Raw genomic sequence first — 20,870 nt, forward strand, 5'->3', positions numbered from 1 at the left:
CGGACCCGGACGGTGCCCGACGAGCGACGCTGCCCGGGTGCCACCACTGTCGCGCTGGTGGCAACGTGCGGCAACCGGTTGCCAGATGTTGCCATCGGGCCTAGCGTCGGGACCGTGACCGACACCCGACCGAGCCGCTCCGGCGACACCGACGTCCGCCGTGTGACGATCCGCGACATCGCCGACGCCACCGGGGTCGCGCCGTCGACGGTGTCCCGCGCGCTCTCGCTGCCGGACCGGGTCAACCGGGCGACGCAGCTCCGCATCCAGCAGGCCGCCCGCGACCTCGGCTACGTCCCGAACTCGCAGGCGCGGGCGCTGACGTCCGGCCGGACCCGCGCGGTCGCCGTGCTCGTCTCCGACATCACGAACCCGTTCTACTTCGACGTCATCCGCGGGACGCAGCACCAGCTCGCCGCCGCCGGCTGGACCCAGCTGCTGGTCGACACCGAGGAGAGCGGCGAGGCCGAGCTGGCCGCCCTGAACGCGATCGCGACGAAGGCCGACGGTGCCGTCCTCACCGCCTCTCGGCTGTCGGACGCGCAGATCGCCCGGATCGCCCAGCGGACCCCGCTCGTCGTGGTGAACCGTCGGCCGGAGGGGGTCCCGTCGGTCCTCATCGACACCCCCGGCGGCGTCGAACAGGCCGTGCAGCACCTCGTGTCCCTCGGGCACCGCGACGTCCTCTACGTCGCCGGCCCGGACAGCTCCTGGTCGAACGAGCGACGGTGGCGGGCACTCGTGCGCGTCGCGAAGCGCCTGGGGATCCGGGTCGCCCGCGTCGGCCCGCACGCGCCGTTCGTCGACTCCGGCGCCGCCGCCGCCGACGCCGCGGTCAACGCCGGGGCGACCGCGTGCATCGCGTTCAACGACCTCATCGCCATCGGGATGCTCGCCCGGCTCCGGGAACGGGGCGTCCGGGTGCCCGAGGACATGTCCGTCGTCGGGTGCGACGACATCTTCGGCGCCGACTTCTGCAACCCGCCGCTGACCACCATGACGTCGCCGATCGAACGCGCCGGACGCGTCGCCATCCGGATGCTGCTCGGCCGGCTCGGCGCCGAGTCCGGTGAGGACCCGGTCGGCGAGCACACCGCGGGAGCCGTCGCCCTGCCCACCCACCTGACCGTCCGCGAGTCCACCGGCCCGGCGCCGACCTCGCCCCGCCGCCCGTCCTGAAGGAGTCGACGATGATCCGAACCAGCACGACCACGCCCCTCGCTCCGCACCCCGACCGGCTGTTCCCGGCCGACCCGGGGGCGCGGACGGTCGCCCGTACCGTGTACGAGGCCGTCGCCGACGCCCCGATCATCTCCCCGCACGGTCACGTCGACGCCGCGCTCATCGCCGACGACGAGCCGTTCCCGGACCCGGCCGCACTCCTGGTCACGCCCGACCACTACGTCCTCCGGCTCCTGCACGCGAACGGCGTCGGGCTCGACGAGCTCGGGCGCGGGGCCGCCGGGCCGGTGGACGGCCGCGCCGTGTGGCGGCACCTCGCCGAGCACTGGGACGACTTCCTCGGCACGCCGGTCCGGTACTGGTTCGAGACCGAGCTCCACGACGTGTTCGGGCTCCGCGAGGCCCCGTCCGCGGAGAACGCCGACGCGCAGTACGACCAGCTGGCCGCGTCCCTCCGCTCACCGGCCTTCCGACCCCGCGCGCTCTTCGAGCGGTTCGGCATCGAGGTGCTCGCCACCACCGACGACCCGACGGCGGACCTCGCTGCGCACGCCCGGCTCGCAGCGGACCCGACCTTCCACGGCCGGGTGCTCCCCACGTTCCGCGCGGACGCGGTGTTCGACCCGTCGCGGTCGGACTGGAGGCACGTGGTGACGTCGATCGGCGAGGCCGCGGGCATCGACGCGGGGACCCACGACGGGCTCCTCGCCGCGCTGCGCGCGCGGCGGCAGTACTTCATCGAGCACGGTGCGACCGCCACCGACACCGGCGTGCTCGACGCCGGCTCGGCACCGCTGTCCGCCGCCGAGCGCGAGCGCATCCACGCGGCGGCGATGCACGGCCCCGACGGGGTCACCGCCGCCGAGGCCACCGCGTACCGGCACGACATGCTGTACCGCTGGGCGGAGATGAGCGTCGACGACGGGCTCGTCATGCAGCTGCACCCGGGTGTGGTCCGCAACCACCACCAGCCCACGCTCGACCGCTTCGGACCGGACACCGGGCACGACCTGCCCGCGGTCGGGTCGTTCACCGAACCGCTGCGACCGCTGCTGAACGCCTTCGGCACGGCGCCCGGGTTCCACCTCGTGCTGTTCACCGTCGACGAGACCGTGTTCTCGCGCGAGATCGGGCCGCTCGCGGGCTTCTACCCCGCGGTCCACGCCGGCGCACCCTGGTGGTTCATCGACACCCCGGCCGCGATCGGGCGGTACCGCGCCGCCGTCACCGACTCGGCGGGGTTCACCAAGACCTCGGGCTTCATCGACGACACCCGGGCGTACTGCTCGATCCCCGCCCGGCACGACATGGCGCGGCGGGCGGACGCGGCGTACCTGGCGTCGCTCGTGGTGACGCACGAGATCACGGAGGAGGACGCCGTCCGGACCGCCCGACGGATCGTGTCGGACATCCCGCGGGCGACGTTCAAGCTCTGACCGCGGGGCGTCCACGTCGGGGTCGGGGTGGGCCTCGGCGTCGCGGTCGGGTCGGCCTCGGCGTCGGACGAGGGCGGTACCGTGCCCCCGTGCCCCTTGGAGACCCCGTCGGCCCCGTGGACCCCGTCGACCCCGTCGTCGCCGCGTACTCGGACCGAGCAGAGGAGTACACCGCGCTGCTCGGCTCGATGGACGTCGTCGACCCCGCCGACCGGCAGACCGTCGCCCGGTGGGCGGCGGCGCAGACCGGTCTGGTCGTCGACCTCGGCTGCGGTCCCGGTCACTGGACCGCAGCACTCGGTGCCGCCGGACACGACGTCGTCGGGATCGAGCCGACGCCGGCGTTCCGGACGCTCGCCCGCCGGCGGTTCCCCGGCATCGACGTGCGTGACGGCCGGGCTGGACAGCTGCCGTTCGAGGACGGCACGGTGGGTGGGGTCCTCGCCTGGTACTCGCTGATCCACCTGGACGCGGACGGCTTCGGCGCAGCACTCGACGAGGCGGCACGGGTGGTGGCGCACGAGGGCGGACTGCTGCTCGGGTTCTTCGAGGGTGAACGGCTCGAGACGTTCGAGCACCAGGTCGTCCGCGCCCGTCGGTGGCCGGTGCACCGGGTGTCGGATCTGCTCGACGTCGCCGGGTTCCGGGTGACCGAGGTGGTCACGCGGACGACGCCGCCGCACCGCCCGCACGCGGCGATCGGTGCGGTCAGGGTGTCCAGCCGGGGGTGACGAGCCCAGTCTCGTAGGCGAAGACCACGAGCTGCGCGCGATCGCGGGCGCCGAGCTTGATCATCGCCCGGGAGACGTGGGTCTTCGCGGTCGTCGGACTGACGAACAACTGCTCCGCGATCTCGGCGTTCGACAAGCCGGCGGCGACGAGTCGCATGACCTCACGCTCCCGGACGGTGAGGACGTCGAGTTCCGGAGCGAGCGAGGAGGGCTTCGCGTGCGTCGCGAACGCCTCGACGAGGGACCGGGTCGCGCGCGGTGAGAGCAGCGACTCCCCGCGGCCACCGTCCGCACCGCCCGGAGGAGCTCCGCGGGCTCGGTGTCCTTCACCAGGAAGCCGGCCGCGCCGCCGCGGATCGACTCGAACACGGTGTCGTCCTCCTCGAAGGTCGTCAGGACGACCACGTGGACCGCCGCGAGGTCGGGGTCGGCCGAGATGCGCCGGGTGGCCTCGAGGCCGTCCGTCCCGGGCATCCGGATGTCCATGAGGACCACGTCCGGGCGCTCGCGCCGCGCGAGGGCCACCGCTCCGTCGCCGTCGCCGGCCTCGCCCACCACCGTCATCCCGGGTTCGGCGTCGACGAGGGCGCGGAGACCGGCACGGACGAGGACCTGGTCGTCGACGAGGGCGACGCGGAGCGGTTCAGCGGCCATCCGGAGTCTCCTGTGGCGATGTCGAGGGCGAGGCTGCACTCGCGGTCGGGAGCCGGGCGACGACGGTCCAGCCGCCGCCGGGGTGCGGTCCGGCGCGGACGGTCCCGCCGACCGCTGAGGCACGCTCGCGCATGCCGATCAGCCCGTTGCCGACGTCGCTGATCGGCGGTGACCGCCGCACCGCCTGGCCTGCGCGGTCGGCGGGTTCGTCGAGCACCGTCACGTCGAGGGTGTCGGCTCCGATGGACACGGTGATGCCGACTCGGTTGGTGGGCGCGTGCTTCATGACGTTCGTCAGGGCTTCCTGCACGATGCGGAACGCGCTCCGGTCCACCGCCGCGTCGAGCTCGGTCGAGCGCCCGGACACGGTGGCGTCGACGGCGACGCCGGCCGCACGCGCCCGCTCGACGAGTTCCGGGAGGCGGTCGAGCCCGGGCGTGGGGTTGCGCTCCGACCCGGGTGCGCCGTCGACGCTTCGCAGCACGCCGAGGATGGTCCGCAGCTCCACGAGGGCTCCCCGGCTGGTGTCACGGATGTGCTCGAGCGCCTGGCGCGTGGGCTCCGGGAGGTCGTCCCCGAGGTGCAGCGCGACCCCCGACTGCAGGTTGATGAGGGACATGCTGTGCGCTACCGAGTCGTGCAGCTCGCGGGCGATGCGGACCCGTTCCTCGCCCGCGCGTCGGCGCTCGGCATCGGCGCGGGCACGACGGCGCTCGGCCACACGCTCGAGCCGGACCCGGACGAGTTCGGTGACGACGAGGGTCACGGTCGCCCACGCGACGGCGAGCAGCAGCGCGCCCAGGTCGAGCCCCGGCGAACGGCCGAGCAGCGGGTCGGCCGACGGCAACCAGACCACCGCGAGCACGGCGGCGACGACGGCCTCGGTGCGTCGGCCGCGGAACCAGGCGTTCGCGAGCGCCATGGTCAACGCTGCGACGAACGGGCCGCGCGGGCTCACGACGGCGGCGTAGGCGGACGTGGTCGCGAGGACGATCCCCAGCACGAGCCCCGGGCGCCACCAGCGGAACGGGAGCGCGAGGACCCCGGCGACGAGGAGTGCGAGGGCCCACGGGCCGACCGAGACGGGTTCGACGGCGGCGTCGACGCCGCGCACGAGCCACGGTGGGCCGCCGCGGACCCCGCCCCAGCGGGATGCGGCGAGGGTGCCGAGCACCTGGAGGACCGCGACCGGCACGACCCGCCCGACTCGCGCGAAGCGTGCACGGCCAGCCGGCTCGGCGCCGGGCGGGGTGGTCGGTTCGGTCATGCGACGAGCCTAGGGTCGTCCCCCGCTCCGGGCATCGGGCGGAGGAGCGACCTGTGGACTACTCCCCGCGGAGTAGTCACCTGTGCAGGAAGCGCCCCGCGCGCCACCGCGGGAGGAGGCGGGAGTCGGTCTCCGCGACGGACGCGGGACGGGCCTCCAGGCCGGACGCTGGAACGGCCGCCGACCAGGCGGACCGAACCGACAACAGGAGGACCCATGATCACCGCAGCAACACTCACCACCGCAGCCGCAGCGACCGGGCCGTACTGGCACGGCGGCGGGTTCCCGTTCTTCGTCGTCCCCGCGTTCTTCTTCCTCGCGTTCTTCGTCGTGTTCCTCGTGTTCGGGGTGTTCCGACGTGGGTCGTGGCGGGCCGTGGCGGACGCGCGAGCCATCCTGGCGGACCGCTTCGCGCGCGGCGACATCAGCGCCGAGGAGTACCGGGCGCGACTGTCCGAACTCAGCCGGAAGTGACGGCGAGTCCGGCGAGGATCGTCCGCACCGTGTCGTCGACCGGGCCGTCGATCGGCACCACGAGCGCGTCCTCGTCGGTCTCCGGCCGCTCGAGCGTCGCGAACTGCGAGTCGAGCAGCGAGGTCGGCATGTACTCGTGGTGACGGTGCGCCTGTCGCTCGGCGATGAGCTCGCGCGAGCCGTCGAGGAACGCGATCACCAGGTCCGGGGCCGACGCCCGGAGCCGGTCGCGGTACACCCGCTTCAGGGCTGAGTTCGCCATCACGGCGCGCTTCCCGGACGCCTCGATCGTCGCGATCCGTTCCGCGCACGCGTCGAGCCACGGCCATCGGTCCTCGTCGGTGAGCGGGGTGCCGGCGCGCATCTTCTCCTTGTTCGCGGCCGGGTGGAGGTCGTCCGCGTCGACGAACTCCGCCGGTTCCCCGCGGTCCGCCAGTGCGGCGGCCACTGCGGCTCCGATCGTGGACTTGCCCGAGCCGGACACCCCCATGACGAGGACGGGCGGGAGGACAGCGGTGTCGGTCATCGCTCCACAGTATTGGCGGGGATGAACGTTCTCCCCATGTTGCCGTAACACCCACCCCGTCCCAGGCCGTCCGCCGTAGGTTGGTGGCCGGTACGACAGGACGAAGGAGACCTCGTGGCAGACAACGACGGACAGGCGAACATCGGCGTGATCGGGCTCGCCGTGATGGGCTCGAACCTCGCGCGCAACCTCGCCTCGCGCGAGGGCAACACGGTGGCGGTGTACAACCGCACGTACGCCCGCACGGAAGAGCTCCTGCAGGAGCACGGGGACGCCGGGTTCATCGCCTCCGAGGACATCGACGGGTTCGTCGCGTCGCTGTCGAAGCCGCGCACCGCGATCATCATGGTGCAGGCCGGCAAGGGCACCGACGCCGTCATCGAGCAGCTCGCCGAGCGGTTCGAGGAGGGCGACATCATCGTCGACGGCGGCAACGCGAACTTCCACGACACCATCCGCCGTGAACACGACCTGCGTGAGAAGGGGCTCAACTTCGTCGGCACCGGCATCTCCGGCGGTGAGGAGGGCGCGCTCAAGGGCCCGTCGATCATGCCAGGCGGGTCGAAGGAGGCCTGGGAGACGCTCGGACCGATCCTCAAGTCGATCGCCGCGGTCGCCGAGGGTGAGCCGTGCGTCACCCACATCGGTTCCGACGGTGCCGGCCACTTCGTGAAGATGGTCCACAACGGCATCGAGTACGCGGACATGCAGCTCATCGCCGAGTCGTACGACCTGCTCCGTCGCGTCGGCGGGCTGAGTGTCGAGGACCTGGTCGAGGTGTTCGACGAGTGGAACAAGGGCGACCTCGAGTCGTACCTGATCGAGATCACCGGCGAGGTCCTCAAGCAGCGCGACGCCGACACGGGCAAGCCGCTGGTCGACGTCATCCGCGACGAGGCCGGGTCCAAGGGCACCGGGGTGTGGACCGTGCAGAACGCCGTCGGGCTCGGCATCCCGGTGTCCGGGATCGGCGAGGCGGTCTTCGCCCGCGCCGTGTCCTCGAAGCCGACCCAGCGCGCGGCCGTGCAGCAGTCCGTGAAGAGCCGCCCGTCGATCGCGGAGGTGCCGGACTCCTTCGCCGACGACGTCCGTGCGGCGCTCTACGCGTCGAAGGTCGTCGCCTACGCGCAGGGCTTCGACCTCATCATCGCGGGGGCGAAGGAGTACGACTGGGACATCGACCTCGGTGCGGTGGCGAAGATCTGGCGCGGCGGCTGCATCATCCGGGCGCAGTTCCTCAACCGCATCGTCGAGGCGTACGACAAGAACCCCTCGCTCGAGAGCCTGCTGGTCGACCCGTACTTCGCGAACGCCGTCGCCGAGGGTGAAGCAGCATGGCGTCGCATCGTCGGGATCGCGGCTGCGTCGGGCATCCCGGCGCCCGGGTTCTCGTCCGCGCTGGCGTACTTCGACTCGCTCGCCTCGGACCGGCTGCCGGCCGCGCTCATCCAGGGGCAGCGCGACTTCTTCGGCGCGCACACTTACCAGCGCATCGACAAGGACGGCACGTTCCACACGCTGTGGTCCGACGACGACCGCCGCGAGGTCGAGCAGGAGCCGTCGACGCACTGACCGGCACGAGACCGCGGCACGACCGCACCCCCAACGAGGGCCCCGCCGATCCGGCGGGGCCCTCTTCTCGTTCCGGCGCTGTCGTCAGGCGACGATGCGTTCCCGGGCGAGGTCGGCCACGAGTCGCTCCAGCCGCGGTCCCCGTCCGAGCATCCGCCGCGAACCCGGTCCCGACCGCACGAAGAACGTCGCGACCGCCGGGCTGTCGTCCGGTCGCACGTGGTGCAACACGACCGCGGTGCCGCGCGTCCCCGCCGGTGTCCGCTCGTCCTCGAGGCCGACGTGCACCATCCGCGACCACCGGATCACGAGCATCCTCGTGGCCCGGCGTTCGTCGAGCTCCCACAGCGATGCCTCGGTCGCTCCGAACGCCCAGGTGACGCGATCGCCCAGCGCGAGACCCGGGCGCAGGTCGGCGACGGTCCGACGGAGTTCGTCGGTGGGCGCTGCCGGGACGAGCCACACGGTCGGGTCGATGCGGCGGATCGCGACGGCGAGCGCCTCGTCCTCGCGCCGCAGGCGGACCGTCCGGGCACGCACGAGGGCGAAGACGATGAGGGCGACCCCCACCGCGACGGCGACCGCCTCGGCGATGCCGAACCACACGAGGTCGGAGTCGGGCGACGTCGTGACGACGACGATGCGCACCACGAGGAGCGCCGCCCAGGCGCCGATGATGCTCCATCGCAGCAGCGCGAACTTCCGCGCCGTCGACATCGGCGACCGCGGTCGCCGGGCACGGCCGGCCCCGGGAACGCCATCGGGTCGCCTCAGCACCCCACGATCGTCGCACGGATCGCTCGGTGCGCGCTGCTCGCGGTGGTGAACGGTGGGCGAGCGACTCCTCCACGGGTCGCCGACGAGGGCTCGAGTCCACAGGATGCCCGTCGTCCAGGTGACGCGCGTGCAGTCGACCTACGATCGGCAGCATGTGGAAGACGCGAGCGGCCGTGGTCGGGGTGATCGCCGCCGCAGCGTTCCTCGCGGCGGCCGAGTTCGCCGCACTGTTCCTCGGCGGTTCCGGCAGCCCGCTGGTCGCCGTCGGTGGTGCGGTCATCGACCTCGCTCCGCCCGGCGCCAAGGACCTCATGGTGTCGCTCTTCGGCACCGGCGACAAGATCGCCCTGTTCGTGCTGATGATCGTCATCGTGGGATCGGTGTCCGGCGGCGCGGGCGTCCTGGAGCGCCGTCGTCCCGCGGCCGGAGCGGTGGTGTTCGCGATCGGTGGGGTGCTGTCCCTCCTCGCGGTCACGACGCGCTCCGGCAGCGGCACGCTCGACGGGGCGCCGACCGTGATCGGGGTCGCGGCGGCGATCATCGTGCTCCGGGTCCTCACGGCACGTCTCCGGCGCTGGGAGCGGGTCGCCGACGTCCCGACGCGGGCGCACGACGGCGACGACACCTCGACCACGGACCGTCGAGGGCCTGCGGTCACGTCCGCGGGCACCGCCCGGCGGTCCTTCCTGGTGTGGGGTGTGACCACCGCAGCCCTCGCGGTCGTGGTGGGCGGTGCCTCCCGGCTGGGGACGGCGACCATGCAGGCGGCGGTCGCCGCCCGCCGGGCCATCCGTCTGCCGACTCCCGCGTCGGCCGCGCCCGCCGTGCCGTCCGGGGCCTCGCTCGACGTCACGGGCATCACGCCGGTCATCACGTCGAACGACGCCTTCTACCGGATCGACACCGCACTGCGCGTGCCGTCCGTCGACCCCGCGCAGTGGAAGCTGCGCATCCACGGTGCCGTCGACCGCGAGGTCGAGATCACCTGGGACGAGCTCCTCGCCCTGCCGCTCGAGGAGCACGTCGCCACCATGAGCTGCGTCTCGAACGAGGTCGGCGGCGACCTCATCGGGACGGCGAAGTGGCTCGGACACCCCATCCGGGAGCTCCTCGCCCGGGCCTCGCCGCACGATTCCGCCGACATGGTGCTCTCGACCAGTGTCGACGGCTTCACCGCGGGCACGCCGCTCGACGTGCTGCAGGACGCGGGCACGGCCGCGCTCCTCGCGGTCGGGATGAACGGCGAGCCGCTGCCGCCGGAGCACGGCTTCCCGGTGCGGATGGTCGTCCCGGGCTTGTACGGCTACGTCTCCGCGACGAAGTGGGTGACCGACCTCGAGGTGACACGCTTCGCCGACGCCGAAGGGTACTGGACCCCCCGCGGGTGGTCGGAGCGCGGGCCGGTGAAGCTCGAGTCCCGCATCGACGTGCCCCGTGCCGGTGCGACCGTGCAGGCTGGTTCGACGGTCGCGGTCGCGGGTGTGGCGTGGCAGCCGCACACCGGCGTCAAGGGTGTCCAGGTGCGGGTGGACGACGGAGCGTGGCAGGACGCGACGCTGGCGGAGTCGATCTCGGCGGACACGTGGCGGCAGTGGGTGTGGCGGTGGACACCGACGAAGGGTTCGCACCGGTTGCAGGTGCGGGCGATCAGCGCTGACGGAGCGGTGCAGACGAGCGTCGAGCGGCCGCCGGCACCGAACGGTGCGACGGGGTGGCACGAGGTGACGGTGACCGCGGCCTGACGCTGGCCCTGGCTCGGTCCGGGCCCAACGGATGAGCTGGCGAGGCTCAGCCGGACGTCGCCACGACGCAGGTGCCGTCGAGGTCCTCGTCGGTCACGATCACCGTGGAGAACCCCTGTGCCTCGAACAGTGCGGCGGACGCCGTCGACTGGGCCGCGGAGACCTCGATGACGACGGAGCCCCCCGGCCGCAGCCAGGCGCCCGACCCGGCTGCGATGCGGCGGTGCAGTCCGAGGCCGTCGGCTCCCCCGTCGAGCGCGATCCGGTGCTCGTGCTCCCGCGCCTCGGACGGCATCGTCGCGATGGCCTCGGTCGGCACGTACGGCGCGTTCACCGCGATGACGTCCACCGTCCCGCGCAGGCGCTCGGGCAGTGGATCGAACAGGTCGCCGAGCACCACGATCCCGCGGTCGCCGATGTTCTCGGCCGCGGTGTCCACGGCCTCCGGGTCGAGGTCGGCTGCCACCAGGTCGAGCGCGCCGACACGCTCGAGCAGCGCCACGCCGATCGCACCGACCCCGCAGCAGAGGTCGACGACGCGGTCGTACCGCTGCAGTCGCCGGGCAGCCTCCGCGACGACCACGCCGGTCCGCGCTCGCGGCACGAACACCCCCGGCGCAACCCGCAGCCGGTGACCGTCGAACGCCGCCCAACCCAGCACGTACTCGAGGGGCTCTCCCGCGAGCCGTCGCTGGACCAGCCCGCGGAGTCGGATCGGGTCGCCGTCACCCGCTTCGAGCAGGAGATCGGCTTCTTCTTCGGCGTAGACACTCCCCGACGCCCGCAACCGCGTCGCGAGCGCGTCCCGCGCGGGAGAGGTCAAGCGGCGCCGTCGAACATCGACGTCACGGAGCCGTCGTCGAAGACCTCGTGGATGGCGCGCGCGATGAGCGGTGCGATCGGCAGGACCTCGAGGCGGTCCCAACGCTTGTCCTCCGGCAGCGGCAGGGTGTCGGTGACGACGACCTTGTCGATGAACTCGCTCTGCAGCAGCTCGGTGGCCGGGTCGGAGAACACGGCGTGGGTCGCGGCGACCACGACGCCGGTGGCACCGTTCGCCTTGAGCGCCTCGGCGGCCTTCGCGATCGTGCGGCCGGTGTCGATCAGGTCGTCGACGAGCAGGCAGACGCGACCCTTCACGTCGCCGACGATCTCGTGCACGGACACCTGGTTCGGGACGAGCGGGTCGCGACGCTTGTGGATGATCGCGAGCGGCGCACCGAGCTTCTCGGACCAGATGTCGGCGACGCGCACGCGCCCCATGTCCGGCGAGACCACCGTGAGCGTCGACGGGTCGAGGATCTCTTGGAACCGCTCGAGCAGGACCGGCATGGCGAACAGGTGGTCGACCGGACCGTCGAAGAAGCCCTGGATCTGCGCGGCGTGCAGGTCGACGCTCATGATGCGGTGCGCACCGGCGGCCTTGAACAGGTCGGCGACGAGCCGGGCCGAGATCGGCTCGCGCCCACGGCCCTTCTTGTCCTGCCGGGCGTACGGGTAGAAGGGTGCGACGACGGTGATGCGCTTGGCCGACGCACGCTTCAGCGCGTCGACGATGATCAGCTGCTCCATGAGCCACTCGTTGATCGGCGCCGTGTGGGACTGGATGACGAACGCGTCGCACCCACGGACGGACTCGTCGAAGCGGGCGTAGAGCTCACCGTTCGCGAACGTGCGGGCGTCGGTCGGGACGAGGTCCACACCGAGCTCCTCCGCGATCTCGGCGGACAGGGCGGGGTGCGCCCGGCCCGAGACGAGGACGAGTCGCTTCTGACCAGTGGCTTTGATTCCGGACAAGTGCCGTGCTCACTCCCTGACCCGCTGGGGGCCGTGTCGATCGACCCGGGGGCCGTCAGATGTGTTCGCCGTGCGCCCGCCGAGCCGCCTCGGCCGCCGGCGTGCCGGGTCGGTGTTCCTCGACCCAGCCGTCGGTGTTGCGCTGGGGGGCGTAGCTGATCGCCAGCGAACCGGCCGGGACGTCCTTGCGGACGGTGGTCCCGGCGCCGGTGTACGCTCCGTCACCAATCCTAACCGGGGCGACGAACACGTTGTGCGACCCCGTCCGGACGTTCGAACCGACCTCGGTGCGGTGCTTCGCGACGCCGTCGTAGTTCGCCGTGATGGTGTTCGCGCCGATGTTGGAGTCCTCCCCGACCACCGTGTCGCCGATGTAGCTGAGGTGCGGGACCTTGCTCCCGCGGCCGATCTCCGCGTTCTTCGTCTCGACGAAGGTCCCGATCTTGCCCCGTTCCCCGAGGATGGTCCCTGGTCGCAGGTAGGCGAACGGCCCGACCGTGGCGCCGTCGCCGACCACCGCGAGCGTCGCGTCTGTGCGGCTCACGTGCGCGCCCGCCCCGACCTCGGTGTCCCGGAGCGTGGTGTCGGGCCCGACGACGGCCCCGGCCGCGATCGCCGTCGCGCCGACGAGCTGCGTGTTCGGGAGGATCTCGGCGTCGGGTTCGATCGTGACGTCGGCGTCGATCCAGGTCGTCGCCGGGTCCTGCACGGTCACCCCGGCCACCTGGTGCCGACGGACGATCCGGGCGTTGAGCTCGCGAGCGGCGTCCGCGAGCTGGGCGCGGTCGTTGATGCCGGCGACCAGCCACGGGTCGGTGAGCGTGACGACGTCGATGCGTCCGCCGCGCGCGCCGATGAGCGCCGGTGCGTCGGTGATGTACTTCTCGCCCTGGGCGTTCGCCGTGGTGAGCAACGGCAGGACCGCTCGCAGGTGGGTGACGTCGAAGGCGTAGATGCCGGCGTTCGTCTCGGTGATCGACAGCTGATCAGGCGTCGCGTCCTTGTGCTCCACGACCCCGACGAACGACCCGTCGGCGTCGCGGACGACGCGTCCGAGGCCGGTCGGGTCGGGGGCGATCGCGCTGACGAAGGTGGCACCGTTGCCGCCCGAGGTGTGCGATCCGACGAGTGCGCGGAGCGAGTCGACGTCGAGCAGCGGCACGTCGCCGGACAGCACCACGACGGCGCCCTCGAAGTCGGTCGGGAGCGCCTGCACGGCGACCTCGACGGCACGGCCGGTGCCGGGGACGTCGTCCTGGTCCACCACGAGGGCGTCGGGCGCGCGCTCGACCACCTCGGCCGCGACCCGATCACGCTCGTGGCGCACCACCACGGCGATGTGTTCGGGCTCGAGCGCCGCGGCGGTCCTGAGCACGTGCGCGAGGAGCGGCAGCCCGGCGAGACGGTGCAGCACCTTGGGCGTGGCGGACTTCATGCGGGTGCCCTGGCCGGCGGCGAGGACGACGACGGCGATGCGCTGGTCGGTCATGCTCCCATCCTGGCGCACGGCACCCGGTGGCGCGGCACACTCGTGCGCGATCGAACCCATCACGCCTGCTGTAGGAAGCCGGATCGCTCGTCGGTGACCGGAAGGAACGGCCTCCTACGAGCGGATCGGCCGACCACGAGCGAAACGGCCGACCACGAGCGAAACGGCCGACCACGAGCGGAGCGGCCAACCACGAGCGGAACGGCCAACCACGAGCGGAACGGTCAACCACGAGCCCGCGCGGGACGGCTACCGGGCTCCGCCCGCACGAACGCCGTGCACACCAGCCCCGCCACGAGCACCACGACGATCCCGAGGATCCCGTACCGAGTCGAGCCGCCGATCGTCACGGCGAGCGAGAACAGCGCCGGCGCCAGGAACGTCGCCGCCCGACCGGTGGTGGCGTACAGCCCGAACAGCTCCCCCTCCCGACCGGGCGTCGCCAGCCGCGCCAGGTACGACCGGGAGGATGCCTGCACCGGTCCGACGAACAGCGCCAGGGTGAGCCCGAGCACCCAGAACAGCGCCGCGGACGTCCCGGCGGCGAGCACCCCGAGTCCGCAGAGCGCCAGCCCGACGAGCGACACCATGATGATCGCGCGGGAGCCGAAGCGGTCGTCGAGCCGTCCGGAGGCGAAGGTGGCGACCCCGGCGACGACGTTCGCGGCGATGGCGAACAGGATCACCTGCGACGAGGAGAACCCGAACACCTGCGCGGCGATGATGCCCCCGAAGGTGAACACCGCGCCGACCCCGTCGCGGAACACGGCGCTGGCGAGCAGGAACCCGAGCACGTTCCGGCGTTCCCGCCACAGCCGGGCGATGTCGCGCCCGAGGTCGCGGTACGCGCTGAGCACGGTGCCGGTGCGCGAGCGGTCGGGCGCCGCCTCGGGCACGACGAGGAAGAGCGGGATCGAGCTGACCGCGAGCCAGACCGCGGCGATGCCGATCGCGACGCGCACGTCCCACTGGCCCGTCGCGACGGTGGCCGGGAGCTGCAGCAGTCCGGCGACGTCGCCGCTGCCGAAGTCCTGGATGCACAGCACCAGCAGGAGCACGAGGAGCACGATGCCGCCGAAGTAGCCGGCTGCCCAGCCGATGGCCGACACGCGGCCGGTCCGCTCGCCGGGCGCCACCTGCCCGAGCATGGCGTTGTAGCCGACGGTCGCGATCTCGTACGCGACGGTGCCGATGCCGAGGAGCGCCGCGCCGAGGTACAGGTAGGGCTGGCTCGGCGCGACGAACACCATGCCGCCGATGGACAGCGCGATCCCGATCGTCGCGATGAGCACCGACCGGCGACGGTGCCCGGTGCTGTCCGCCAGGCGTCCGAGCGCCGGTGCGACGAGCGCGACCACGACACCGGCGATCGCGAGGGTGGTCGACACGACGGCCGCGTTGTGCGCCAGCTCACGCTCGACCGCCGCCCGGCCGGCCGCCGAGGTGTCGGCGACGAGCGCCGGGTCGACGAAGGCCCGGCTCGCCAGGTAGGTGGTGAACACGAAGGTGGTCACCACGGCGTTGAACGCGGCGGACCCCCAGTCCCAGAGCGCCCAGGACACGAGCGCCCGGCGGTCGGTGCGCTGCGGGGGCACGGCGGTGTGCGACGCGGTCATGGCCGAACCGTAGCGCGTCCCGGTGTCCTCCCGGTGGTCCCAGTGGAGGGGAGCATGACGAGGGGGTCACGACGAGGTGGCGCTCCGAGCGGGCAGCGCCGGTCGCGCGGGCGACCACGGACGGCCGGGAGGCGCGTGGCGGCGCCGCCACGCGCCTCCCGGCCCGGTGGTCGCGCACCTCGGTGCGCTCGTCCCACCGCGACGGCGGGTGCACCGCCGCTCAGGCGGGTGCACCGCCCGGGTACACGACCGACTTGAGGGATGCCGGGTCCGTGTCGGACTCGAGTGCCGCGCGGACGTCGTCGAGCCCGTACCGGCCCGTGACGAGCGAGTCGAGGTCGACCTGGCCGGAGGCGACGAGGTCGATCGCCACCGGCCACGTGTTGGTGTAGCGGAAGATGCCGGTGACCGTGACCTCGAGGTTCTGGATGTGCTCGACGGGCAGGGTCATCTCGGAGTTGCCGAGGCCGACGAGCACGGCCGCACCGGCGGGGCCGACGGCCTTGATCCCGTCGGAGACCGCACGGGGTGCGCCGCTGGCGTCGATGAACGCGTCGACCGGCACGATGTCGGCGGTGACGTCGACGGCCGTCGGGTCGACCACCTCGGTGGCGCCGAAGGACAGCGCACGCTCACGACGTTCGGCGACCAGGTCGCTGACGACGATGCGGGTGGCTCCGAAGGCTCGCGCGGCCTGCGCGCAGATGACCCCGATCGGGCCGGCGCCGGCGATGAGCACGGAGGACCCCGGGACGATCCCGGCCTTGCGGACGGCGGCGATCCCCACCGACAGGGGTTCGAGCAGGGCACCCGCCTCGAACGAGACCGTGTCGGGCAGGGTGTGCGCGAACTCGGACTCGATCGTCACGAACTCGGTGAAGGCGCCGTCGACGGGCGGTGTGGCGTAGAAGCGCATGTGCGGGCAGAGGTTGTACCGGCCCGCGAGGCACTGCGCGCACCGGTGGCAGGGACGCTGCGGCTCGACGGCGACGCGCTGGCCGACGCGGGCGGGGTCGACGCCCGCTCCGACGGCCTCGATGGTGCCGGACAGCTCGTGGCCGAGGACGAGGGGCTCCTCGACGACGAAGTCGCCGATGCGGCCGTGCCGGTAGTAGTGCACGTCGGAGCCGCAGACCCCGACGGCGGCGACGCGGACGAGCACGTCGCCGGCGTCCGGGACGGGGACGGGGCGGTCCTCGACCGTGAGGTCCTCGGTGCCGAGGAGCACGCTCGTGCGCTGGGTGTCGGTCATGCGGTTCTCGCTTCCTCGACCGCGGCGTCGCGGTCGTGCTGGGGTCGTGGTCCGGCGGCGGCGACCGAGGCCGGGTCGCGGAGCAGGTCGCGGAAGCCGATCTCGGCGGCTCCGCGGGTGAGGACGTCGGTGCCGAGCGCGGCGGGGACGATCCGGAGTCGGTCGGTCATACCGGGCATCGCCTGGGCGCGCACGTCCTCGATGATGCGGTCCCCGACGTGCTCGAGCAGGACGCCGAGGAACCCGCCGAGGACCACCACCTCCGGGTTGACGGTGTGGATGGCGTTCCGGAGCGCGGTCGCGAGCGCGGAAACTTGGCGGTCGACGACGGCCTCGACCTCGGGCCGCCGCTCGGCGAGCACCTCGGCGAGCGCCGTCAGGTCGTCCGGAGCCGTCCCGGTGGCGTCGGTCAGCGCCTCGCGGGACGCCTCGGTCTCGAGGCACCCCACCGCGCCGCAGTGGCAGCGGATCCCGTTCGCGGCGACGAAGGTGTGGCCGAGTTCGCCCGCGTAGCCGTCGGCACCGCCGAGTGGTCGGGCGGCGCTGATCACACCGCCGCCGATGCCGCTGGCGCCACCGTTCAGGTACACGAGGTCGTCGACGCCGCGGGCGCTCCCGGCGAGCCGCTCGGCCCAGGCGCCGAGGTTCGCGTCGTTGGCGGCGGACACCGGCAGCCCGGTGCGGTCGGCGAGGGGCCCGGCGATGGGCTCGTCGTGCCAGCCGAGGTGCGGTGCGTGGTGGACGGTGCCGTCCTCGGCACGCACCGTGCCCGGGACGGCGACGCCGATGCCGACGACCCGCACGGGAGCGTCCTCGGACGCGGCGGCGGTGGCGTCCGCGACGAGTCCGGCGACGACGCGCACGGCCTCCCCCGCCGAGGGGGGCTCGTCCTGGGCGGCGGAGCGACGTTCGCGCACCGAGCCGTCGAGCCCGACGAGCGCGACCGTCACCGCGTCGATCTCGACCACGGCTGCGGCGGCGACGACGTCGGCGGACGCCCGGACCACGGGGCTCGGCCGGCCGACACCGTTGCCGGGGCCTCCGGCCGGGGGCGCCTCCTCGTGCACGAGCCCGAGATCGGCGAGCTCCCCGACGAGCGCGAGGATGGTGGACCGGTTCAGGCCGGTGCGACGGGTGAGCTCGGCGCGGCTGATCGGCCCGTCCTCGTGCACGAGGCGGAGGACCCGTGCGGCGTTGCCGGGCGCGGTCTGCGGTGCCATGGGGGCTTCCTGGTGGTGGTCGGGGCGGAGCCGGGTCTCGGCTCCGCGGACGGTCCCGCGGTCGCGGGACCGCGGAACTGTCCGCCTGGCCGAGTCTCGGCGAGCGCGGGTGCGGGCGGCGCGCGGGCGGGCGCGGGCGGCGTGCACGGCGCCGCGCGCGCTCAGCGCGAGCGGGAGAACGCGGCGTCGAACGCGGCGTCCGGCGGGGAGATCGTGCCGAGCCGCCGCACGAACGCGAGCGCCTCGGGGCCGCCGACGAGCCGGTCCATGCCCGCGTCCTCCCACTCGACGCTCGTCGGGCCGTCGTACCCGATGTGGTTCAGCACGCGGAACACCCGCTCCCAGGGCACGTCGCCGTGCCCGGCGGTCACGAAGTCCCAGCCGCGCCGGGGGTCGCCCCACGCCAGGTGCGAGGAGAGCCGCCCGTTGCGTCCGTCGAGCTGCTTCACCGACTCCTTGCAGTGCACGTGGTACACCCGGTCGGCGAAGTCGAGCAGGAACGCGGCGGGGTCGAGGTCCTGCCAGACGAAGTGCGACGGGTCGAAGTTGAACCCGAACGACGGCCGGTCGGCGAACACCTCCAGGGTCCGACGAGCCGTCCAGTAGTCGTACGCGATCTCGGACGGGTGCACCTCGAGCGCGAAGCGGACGCCGACCTCCTCGAACACGTCGAGGATCGGCGACCAGCGGTCGTGGAAGTCCTGGTACCCGGCGTCGATCATGCCCTCCGGCACCGGCGGGAACCCCGCGACGGTCTTCCAGATCGACGATCCGGAGAACCCGGTGACGGTGCGGACACCGAGGGCCGCCGCCGCGCGCGCCGTCCACTGCAGTTCCTCGGCGGCGCGCTGGCGGACGCCCTCGGGCTCGCCGTCGCCCCACACGTGCTCCGGGACGATGTCCTGGTGTCGCTGGTCGATCGGGTCGTCGCACACGGCCTGGCCGGTGAGGTGGTTCGCGATCGTCCAGACCTGCAGCCCGTTGCGCTCCAGGATCGCCTTCCGGTCCGCCACGTACTCCGGGTCCGTCGCGGCGCGCCGCACGTCGAGGTGGTCGCCCCAGCACGCGATCTCGAGGCCGTCGTAGCCCCACTCGCCCGCCAGGCGCGCCACCTCCTCGAAGGGCAGGTCGGCCCACTGGCCGGTGAACAGGGTGACCGGCCGGGAGGCGCGGGTCGTCTCCGCCCCGCCCGTCCCGCCCGACGTGCCGGTCGCGTTCATCGGGCCGGTCGCGTTCGTCGCCGGGGTTCCGTCCGTCGTCGTCATCGTCGTCGTCCTTCCTCGCCTGTCGTGCTCGTGTGGCTGCTCGTCGTGGTCACCATGATCCCGGGTCGGCGCCCGCGGGCACCGTCTCCGGCCGGTCGACGCGCGAGCGCACGTCGACCACGGTGTGCTCGCGGGCTGCGGTGGCGACCGCCTCCATGACCTCGAGCACGTGGAACGCGAGGTCGCCGCTCGCCCGGTGCGGCCGGTCGGTGGCGATCGCGTGCGCCATGTCGGCGAGCCCGTAGCCGCGGCCGGCGTCGGCGTACCCGGCGGTCACGGGGAGCTCGCGCCACTCGCGGTCGTCGGCGGTCGCGATCGTCACCGGGTCGGAGAACCGGTTCGGGTCGGGGACGCCGAGGGTGCCGGACGTGCCGTACACCTCGAACAGCGGGGCCCGGGTGGCCCAGACCTCGAACGAGACGGTGACGGTCGAGACGACCCCGTCCGCGTGTTCGAGGACGGCGACGACGTGCGTGTCGATGTCGACCCGGAGCGGGGTGCCGGCGGCGGGGCCGGTGGCGATGGTGCGCTCCCGGTCCGAGCGGGTCGAGGCGCCACTGACCCGGACGACGGGGCCGAAGAACTGCACGAGGCTGGTCAGGTAGTAGGGGCCCATGTCGAGCAGGGGGCCACCGCCGGGCTGGTAGTAGAACGCCGGTGCCGGGTGCCAGAGCTCGTGCCCGGGTGCGGACCACGACACGGCGGCACCGACGGGCGTGCCGACCAGTCCGTCGTCGAGCGCGGCGCGGGCGGTCTGGATGCCGGTGCCGAGCACGGTGTCCGGTGCGCTGCCGACCCGCAGGCCTGCGCGTCGGGCGAGGTCGAGCACGGGCTGCGCCTCGGCGGTCGACATCGCGAGCGGCTTCTCGCCGTACACGTGCTTGCCGGCCTCGAGCGCCCGGGTGGCGACCTCGGCGTGCGCGGCCGGGATCGTCAGGTTGAGCACGACGTCGACGTCGTCCGCCGCGAGCAGGTCGTCGACGGAGGACCCGCGGACGCCCTGCGCCTCGCCGACGGACTGCGCCCGGGCGACGTCGATGTCCGCGACCGCGGTGAGCTCGAGGCCGTCGAGCGCCGGGAAGTGCTCGAAGTACTGCTGGCTGATGACGCCGACCCCGACGACACCGACGCGGAGCGGCTTGGCGGCTCCGACGCGGAGCGGCCTGGCAGCGGCACTGTCCCTCATCGGGCTGCCCACAGGAGTCCCCTCTCGATGATCGTGCGGAGCGGCTGCGACTCGACGACCTCGAGCCGGTGCCCGGGCGCCGAGACGAACACGCGTCCCTGGCCCCACTGCCGGGTCCAGATCGCCGGTGCCGTGACCGGACGGTTCCAGGCGTCGAAGTCCCGCGCCTCCTGCGTGGTGGTCGCGAGGACGTCGTTGTACTCGTCGGAGAGCACCCAGTACTGCTCGGTGACGAGGTCGAAGTCCTCGATGCCCTGCGTGACGGGGTGCGAACGCCCGGCCTCGGTCATGTGCACCGTGTACGGGATGTAGTTGTCCGACTGCTCGCCGGTGCGCTCCGACGGGTGCTTGCCCGCGTGGTGTGCGAACTGCCCGCCGATCATGTGGAGGTAGTCGGCGGTGTTCCGGAACGCGTCCGCGATCCCGCCGTGCCACCCGGCCAGTCCCGCGCCGCCGAGCACGGCACGCTGCAGGCCTGCGAACTCGTCGTCCGCGATCGTCGACATGGTGACGATCTGCACGATGAGGTCGACGTCCGCCATGACGGCCTCGTCGGCGTAGACGGCGGTCGACTCCGACACGTGCACGTCGAACCCGTTGTCCCAGAGGAACGGGACGAAGAGGTCCGTCGTCTCGACGGGCATGTGGCCGTCCCAGCCGCCGCGGACGACGAGGGCCTTCCTG

The 20,870-nt window shown here is 73.0% G+C and carries 18 protein-coding genes and 1 pseudogene; 6 read left to right on the forward strand and 13 right to left on the reverse strand.

Annotation, left to right across the window (positions count from 1 at the left end; all coding sequences use genetic code 11):
* The first annotated feature begins 114 nt into the window (after positions 1-114).
* The 3 genes from Csp2054_RS00855 to Csp2054_RS00865 all read left to right on the forward strand — a co-directional run bounded on the left by Csp2054_RS00855 (position 115) and on the right by Csp2054_RS00865 (position 3,349).
* Complete coding sequence (locus Csp2054_RS00855; RefSeq protein WP_176491487.1) at positions 115-1,179, forward strand: LacI family DNA-binding transcriptional regulator; 1,065 nt, start codon at positions 115-117, stop codon at positions 1,177-1,179.
* A gap of 11 nt (positions 1,180-1,190) precedes the next feature.
* Entirely contained in the window at positions 1,191-2,618 is a 1,428-nt protein-coding gene (gene uxaC / locus Csp2054_RS00860; RefSeq protein WP_096897418.1) for a glucuronate isomerase, read from the forward strand.
* An 89-nt stretch (positions 2,619-2,707) separates the two neighbouring features.
* A complete protein-coding gene (locus Csp2054_RS00865) occupies positions 2,708-3,349 on the forward strand; it encodes a class I SAM-dependent methyltransferase (protein WP_255252548.1) in 642 nt (213 codons plus the stop codon).
* Here the strand turns inward: Csp2054_RS00865 and Csp2054_RS00870 are convergent.
* Both Csp2054_RS00870 and Csp2054_RS00875 read right to left on the reverse strand, forming a co-directional pair.
* Positions 3,327-4,003: pseudogene (locus Csp2054_RS00870) on the reverse strand (response regulator). The gene Csp2054_RS00865 and the pseudogene Csp2054_RS00870 overlap by 23 nt on opposite strands.
* Positions 3,993-5,270 (reverse strand): sensor histidine kinase, encoded by a 1,278-nt coding sequence (locus tag Csp2054_RS00875; RefSeq protein WP_096897419.1) that lies wholly within the window; start codon positions 5,268-5,270, stop codon positions 3,993-3,995. The pseudogene Csp2054_RS00870 and the gene Csp2054_RS00875 overlap by 11 nt, the downstream one beginning before the upstream one ends.
* 216 nt (positions 5,271-5,486) lie before the next feature.
* Between Csp2054_RS00875 and Csp2054_RS00880 the strand changes: the two genes are divergently transcribed.
* Positions 5,487-5,744: an SHOCT domain-containing protein gene (locus Csp2054_RS00880; RefSeq protein WP_096897420.1), complete on the forward strand. Its 258-nt coding sequence runs from the start codon at positions 5,487-5,489 to the stop codon at positions 5,742-5,744.
* Here the strand turns inward: Csp2054_RS00880 and Csp2054_RS00885 are convergent.
* Positions 5,731-6,270, reverse strand: coding sequence for a gluconokinase (locus tag Csp2054_RS00885; protein WP_096897421.1), 540 nt, complete (start codon positions 6,268-6,270; stop codon positions 5,731-5,733). The two genes, Csp2054_RS00880 and Csp2054_RS00885, sit on opposite strands and share 14 nt — an antisense overlap.
* A gap of 114 nt (positions 6,271-6,384) precedes the next feature.
* Here Csp2054_RS00885 and gndA point away from each other — a divergent pair, with 114 nt between their 5' ends.
* Positions 6,385-7,842 (forward strand): NADP-dependent phosphogluconate dehydrogenase, encoded by a 1,458-nt coding sequence (gene gndA, locus Csp2054_RS00890; protein ID WP_096897422.1) that lies wholly within the window; start codon positions 6,385-6,387, stop codon positions 7,840-7,842.
* Positions 7,843-7,926: 84 nt separating this feature from the next.
* On the opposite strand, the gene Csp2054_RS00895 is transcribed toward gndA, so the two are convergent.
* Complete coding sequence (locus tag Csp2054_RS00895; protein ID WP_096897423.1) at positions 7,927-8,559, reverse strand: hypothetical protein; 633 nt, start codon at positions 8,557-8,559, stop codon at positions 7,927-7,929.
* Between the two features lie 212 nt (positions 8,560-8,771).
* Here Csp2054_RS00895 and Csp2054_RS00900 point away from each other — a divergent pair, with 212 nt between their 5' ends.
* On the forward strand, positions 8,772-10,361 hold the full coding sequence (locus tag Csp2054_RS00900) for a molybdopterin-dependent oxidoreductase (RefSeq protein ID WP_096897424.1): 1,590 nt from the start codon (positions 8,772-8,774) through the stop codon (positions 10,359-10,361).
* Positions 10,362-10,407: 46 nt separating this feature from the next.
* On the opposite strand, the gene Csp2054_RS00905 is transcribed toward Csp2054_RS00900, so the two are convergent.
* From Csp2054_RS00905 to Csp2054_RS00945, 9 genes are all read right to left on the reverse strand, one after another.
* Positions 10,408-11,184: a putative protein N(5)-glutamine methyltransferase gene (locus tag Csp2054_RS00905; RefSeq protein WP_096897425.1), complete on the reverse strand. Its 777-nt coding sequence runs from the start codon at positions 11,182-11,184 to the stop codon at positions 10,408-10,410.
* Complete coding sequence (locus tag Csp2054_RS00910) at positions 11,181-12,158, reverse strand: ribose-phosphate diphosphokinase (RefSeq protein ID WP_096897426.1); 978 nt, start codon at positions 12,156-12,158, stop codon at positions 11,181-11,183. Before Csp2054_RS00910 ends, Csp2054_RS00905 begins: the two co-directional genes overlap by 4 nt.
* Before the next feature lie 55 nt (positions 12,159-12,213).
* The gene (glmU, locus tag Csp2054_RS00915) at positions 12,214-13,647 is read right to left on the reverse strand and encodes a bifunctional UDP-N-acetylglucosamine diphosphorylase/glucosamine-1-phosphate N-acetyltransferase GlmU (protein WP_096897427.1); all 1,434 of its coding nucleotides are present in this window, start codon (positions 13,645-13,647) and stop codon (positions 12,214-12,216) included.
* 224 nt (positions 13,648-13,871) lie between these two features.
* Positions 13,872-15,263: an MFS transporter gene (locus tag Csp2054_RS00920; protein ID WP_096897428.1), complete on the reverse strand. Its 1,392-nt coding sequence runs from the start codon at positions 15,261-15,263 to the stop codon at positions 13,872-13,874.
* 220 nt (positions 15,264-15,483) lie between these two features.
* Positions 15,484-16,515 (reverse strand): NAD(P)-dependent alcohol dehydrogenase, encoded by a 1,032-nt coding sequence (locus Csp2054_RS00925; protein WP_096897429.1) that lies wholly within the window; start codon positions 16,513-16,515, stop codon positions 15,484-15,486.
* Complete coding sequence (locus tag Csp2054_RS00930) at positions 16,512-17,735, reverse strand: ROK family transcriptional regulator (protein ID WP_096897430.1); 1,224 nt, start codon at positions 17,733-17,735, stop codon at positions 16,512-16,514. Before Csp2054_RS00930 ends, Csp2054_RS00925 begins: the two co-directional genes overlap by 4 nt.
* Positions 17,736-17,896: 161 nt before the next feature.
* A complete protein-coding gene (locus tag Csp2054_RS00935) occupies positions 17,897-18,955 on the reverse strand; it encodes a sugar phosphate isomerase/epimerase family protein (protein ID WP_096897629.1) in 1,059 nt (352 codons plus the stop codon).
* Between the two features lie 94 nt (positions 18,956-19,049).
* A complete protein-coding gene (locus Csp2054_RS00940; protein ID WP_096897630.1) occupies positions 19,050-20,186 on the reverse strand; it encodes a Gfo/Idh/MocA family protein in 1,137 nt (378 codons plus the stop codon).
* Complete coding sequence (locus Csp2054_RS00945) at positions 20,183-20,830, reverse strand: ThuA domain-containing protein (RefSeq protein ID WP_411897131.1); 648 nt, start codon at positions 20,828-20,830, stop codon at positions 20,183-20,185. Before Csp2054_RS00945 ends, Csp2054_RS00940 begins: the two co-directional genes overlap by 4 nt.
* Positions 20,831-20,870: the final 40 nt, after the last annotated feature.

The organism is Curtobacterium sp. 'Ferrero', assembly GCF_002412165.1.
Taxonomy (GTDB): domain Bacteria; phylum Actinomycetota; class Actinomycetes; order Actinomycetales; family Microbacteriaceae; genus Curtobacterium.

Bases quoted from the DNA above. Each gene is read 5' to 3' on its own strand.
- uxaC (WP_096897418.1), top strand. From the start codon at position 1,191: ATGATCCGAACCAGCACGACCACGCCCCTCGCTCCGCACCCCGACCGG.
- Csp2054_RS00875 (WP_096897419.1), bottom strand. From the start codon at position 5,270: ATGACCGAACCGACCACCCCGCCCGGCGCCGAGCCGGCTGGCCGTGCA.
- Csp2054_RS00880 (WP_096897420.1), top strand. From the start codon at position 5,487: ATGATCACCGCAGCAACACTCACCACCGCAGCCGCAGCGACCGGGCCG.
- Csp2054_RS00885 (WP_096897421.1), bottom strand. From the start codon at position 6,270: ATGACCGACACCGCTGTCCTCCCGCCCGTCCTCGTCATGGGGGTGTCC.
- Csp2054_RS00895 (WP_096897423.1), bottom strand. From the start codon at position 8,559: ATGTCGACGGCGCGGAAGTTCGCGCTGCTGCGATGGAGCATCATCGGC.
- Csp2054_RS00900 (WP_096897424.1), top strand. From the start codon at position 8,772: ATGTGGAAGACGCGAGCGGCCGTGGTCGGGGTGATCGCCGCCGCAGCG.
- glmU (WP_096897427.1), bottom strand. From the start codon at position 13,647: ATGACCGACCAGCGCATCGCCGTCGTCGTCCTCGCCGCCGGCCAGGGC.
- Csp2054_RS00920 (WP_096897428.1), bottom strand. From the start codon at position 15,263: ATGACCGCGTCGCACACCGCCGTGCCCCCGCAGCGCACCGACCGCCGG.
- Csp2054_RS00925 (WP_096897429.1), bottom strand. From the start codon at position 16,515: ATGACCGACACCCAGCGCACGAGCGTGCTCCTCGGCACCGAGGACCTC.
- Csp2054_RS00930 (WP_096897430.1), bottom strand. From the start codon at position 17,735: ATGGCACCGCAGACCGCGCCCGGCAACGCCGCACGGGTCCTCCGCCTC.
- Csp2054_RS00935 (WP_096897629.1), bottom strand. From the start codon at position 18,955: ATGAACGCGACCGGCACGTCGGGCGGGACGGGCGGGGCGGAGACGACC.
- Csp2054_RS00940 (WP_096897630.1), bottom strand. From the start codon at position 20,186: ATGAGGGACAGTGCCGCTGCCAGGCCGCTCCGCGTCGGAGCCGCCAAG.
- Csp2054_RS00945 (WP_411897131.1), bottom strand. From the start codon at position 20,830: ATGCCCGTCGAGACGACGGACCTCTTCGTCCCGTTCCTCTGGGACAAC.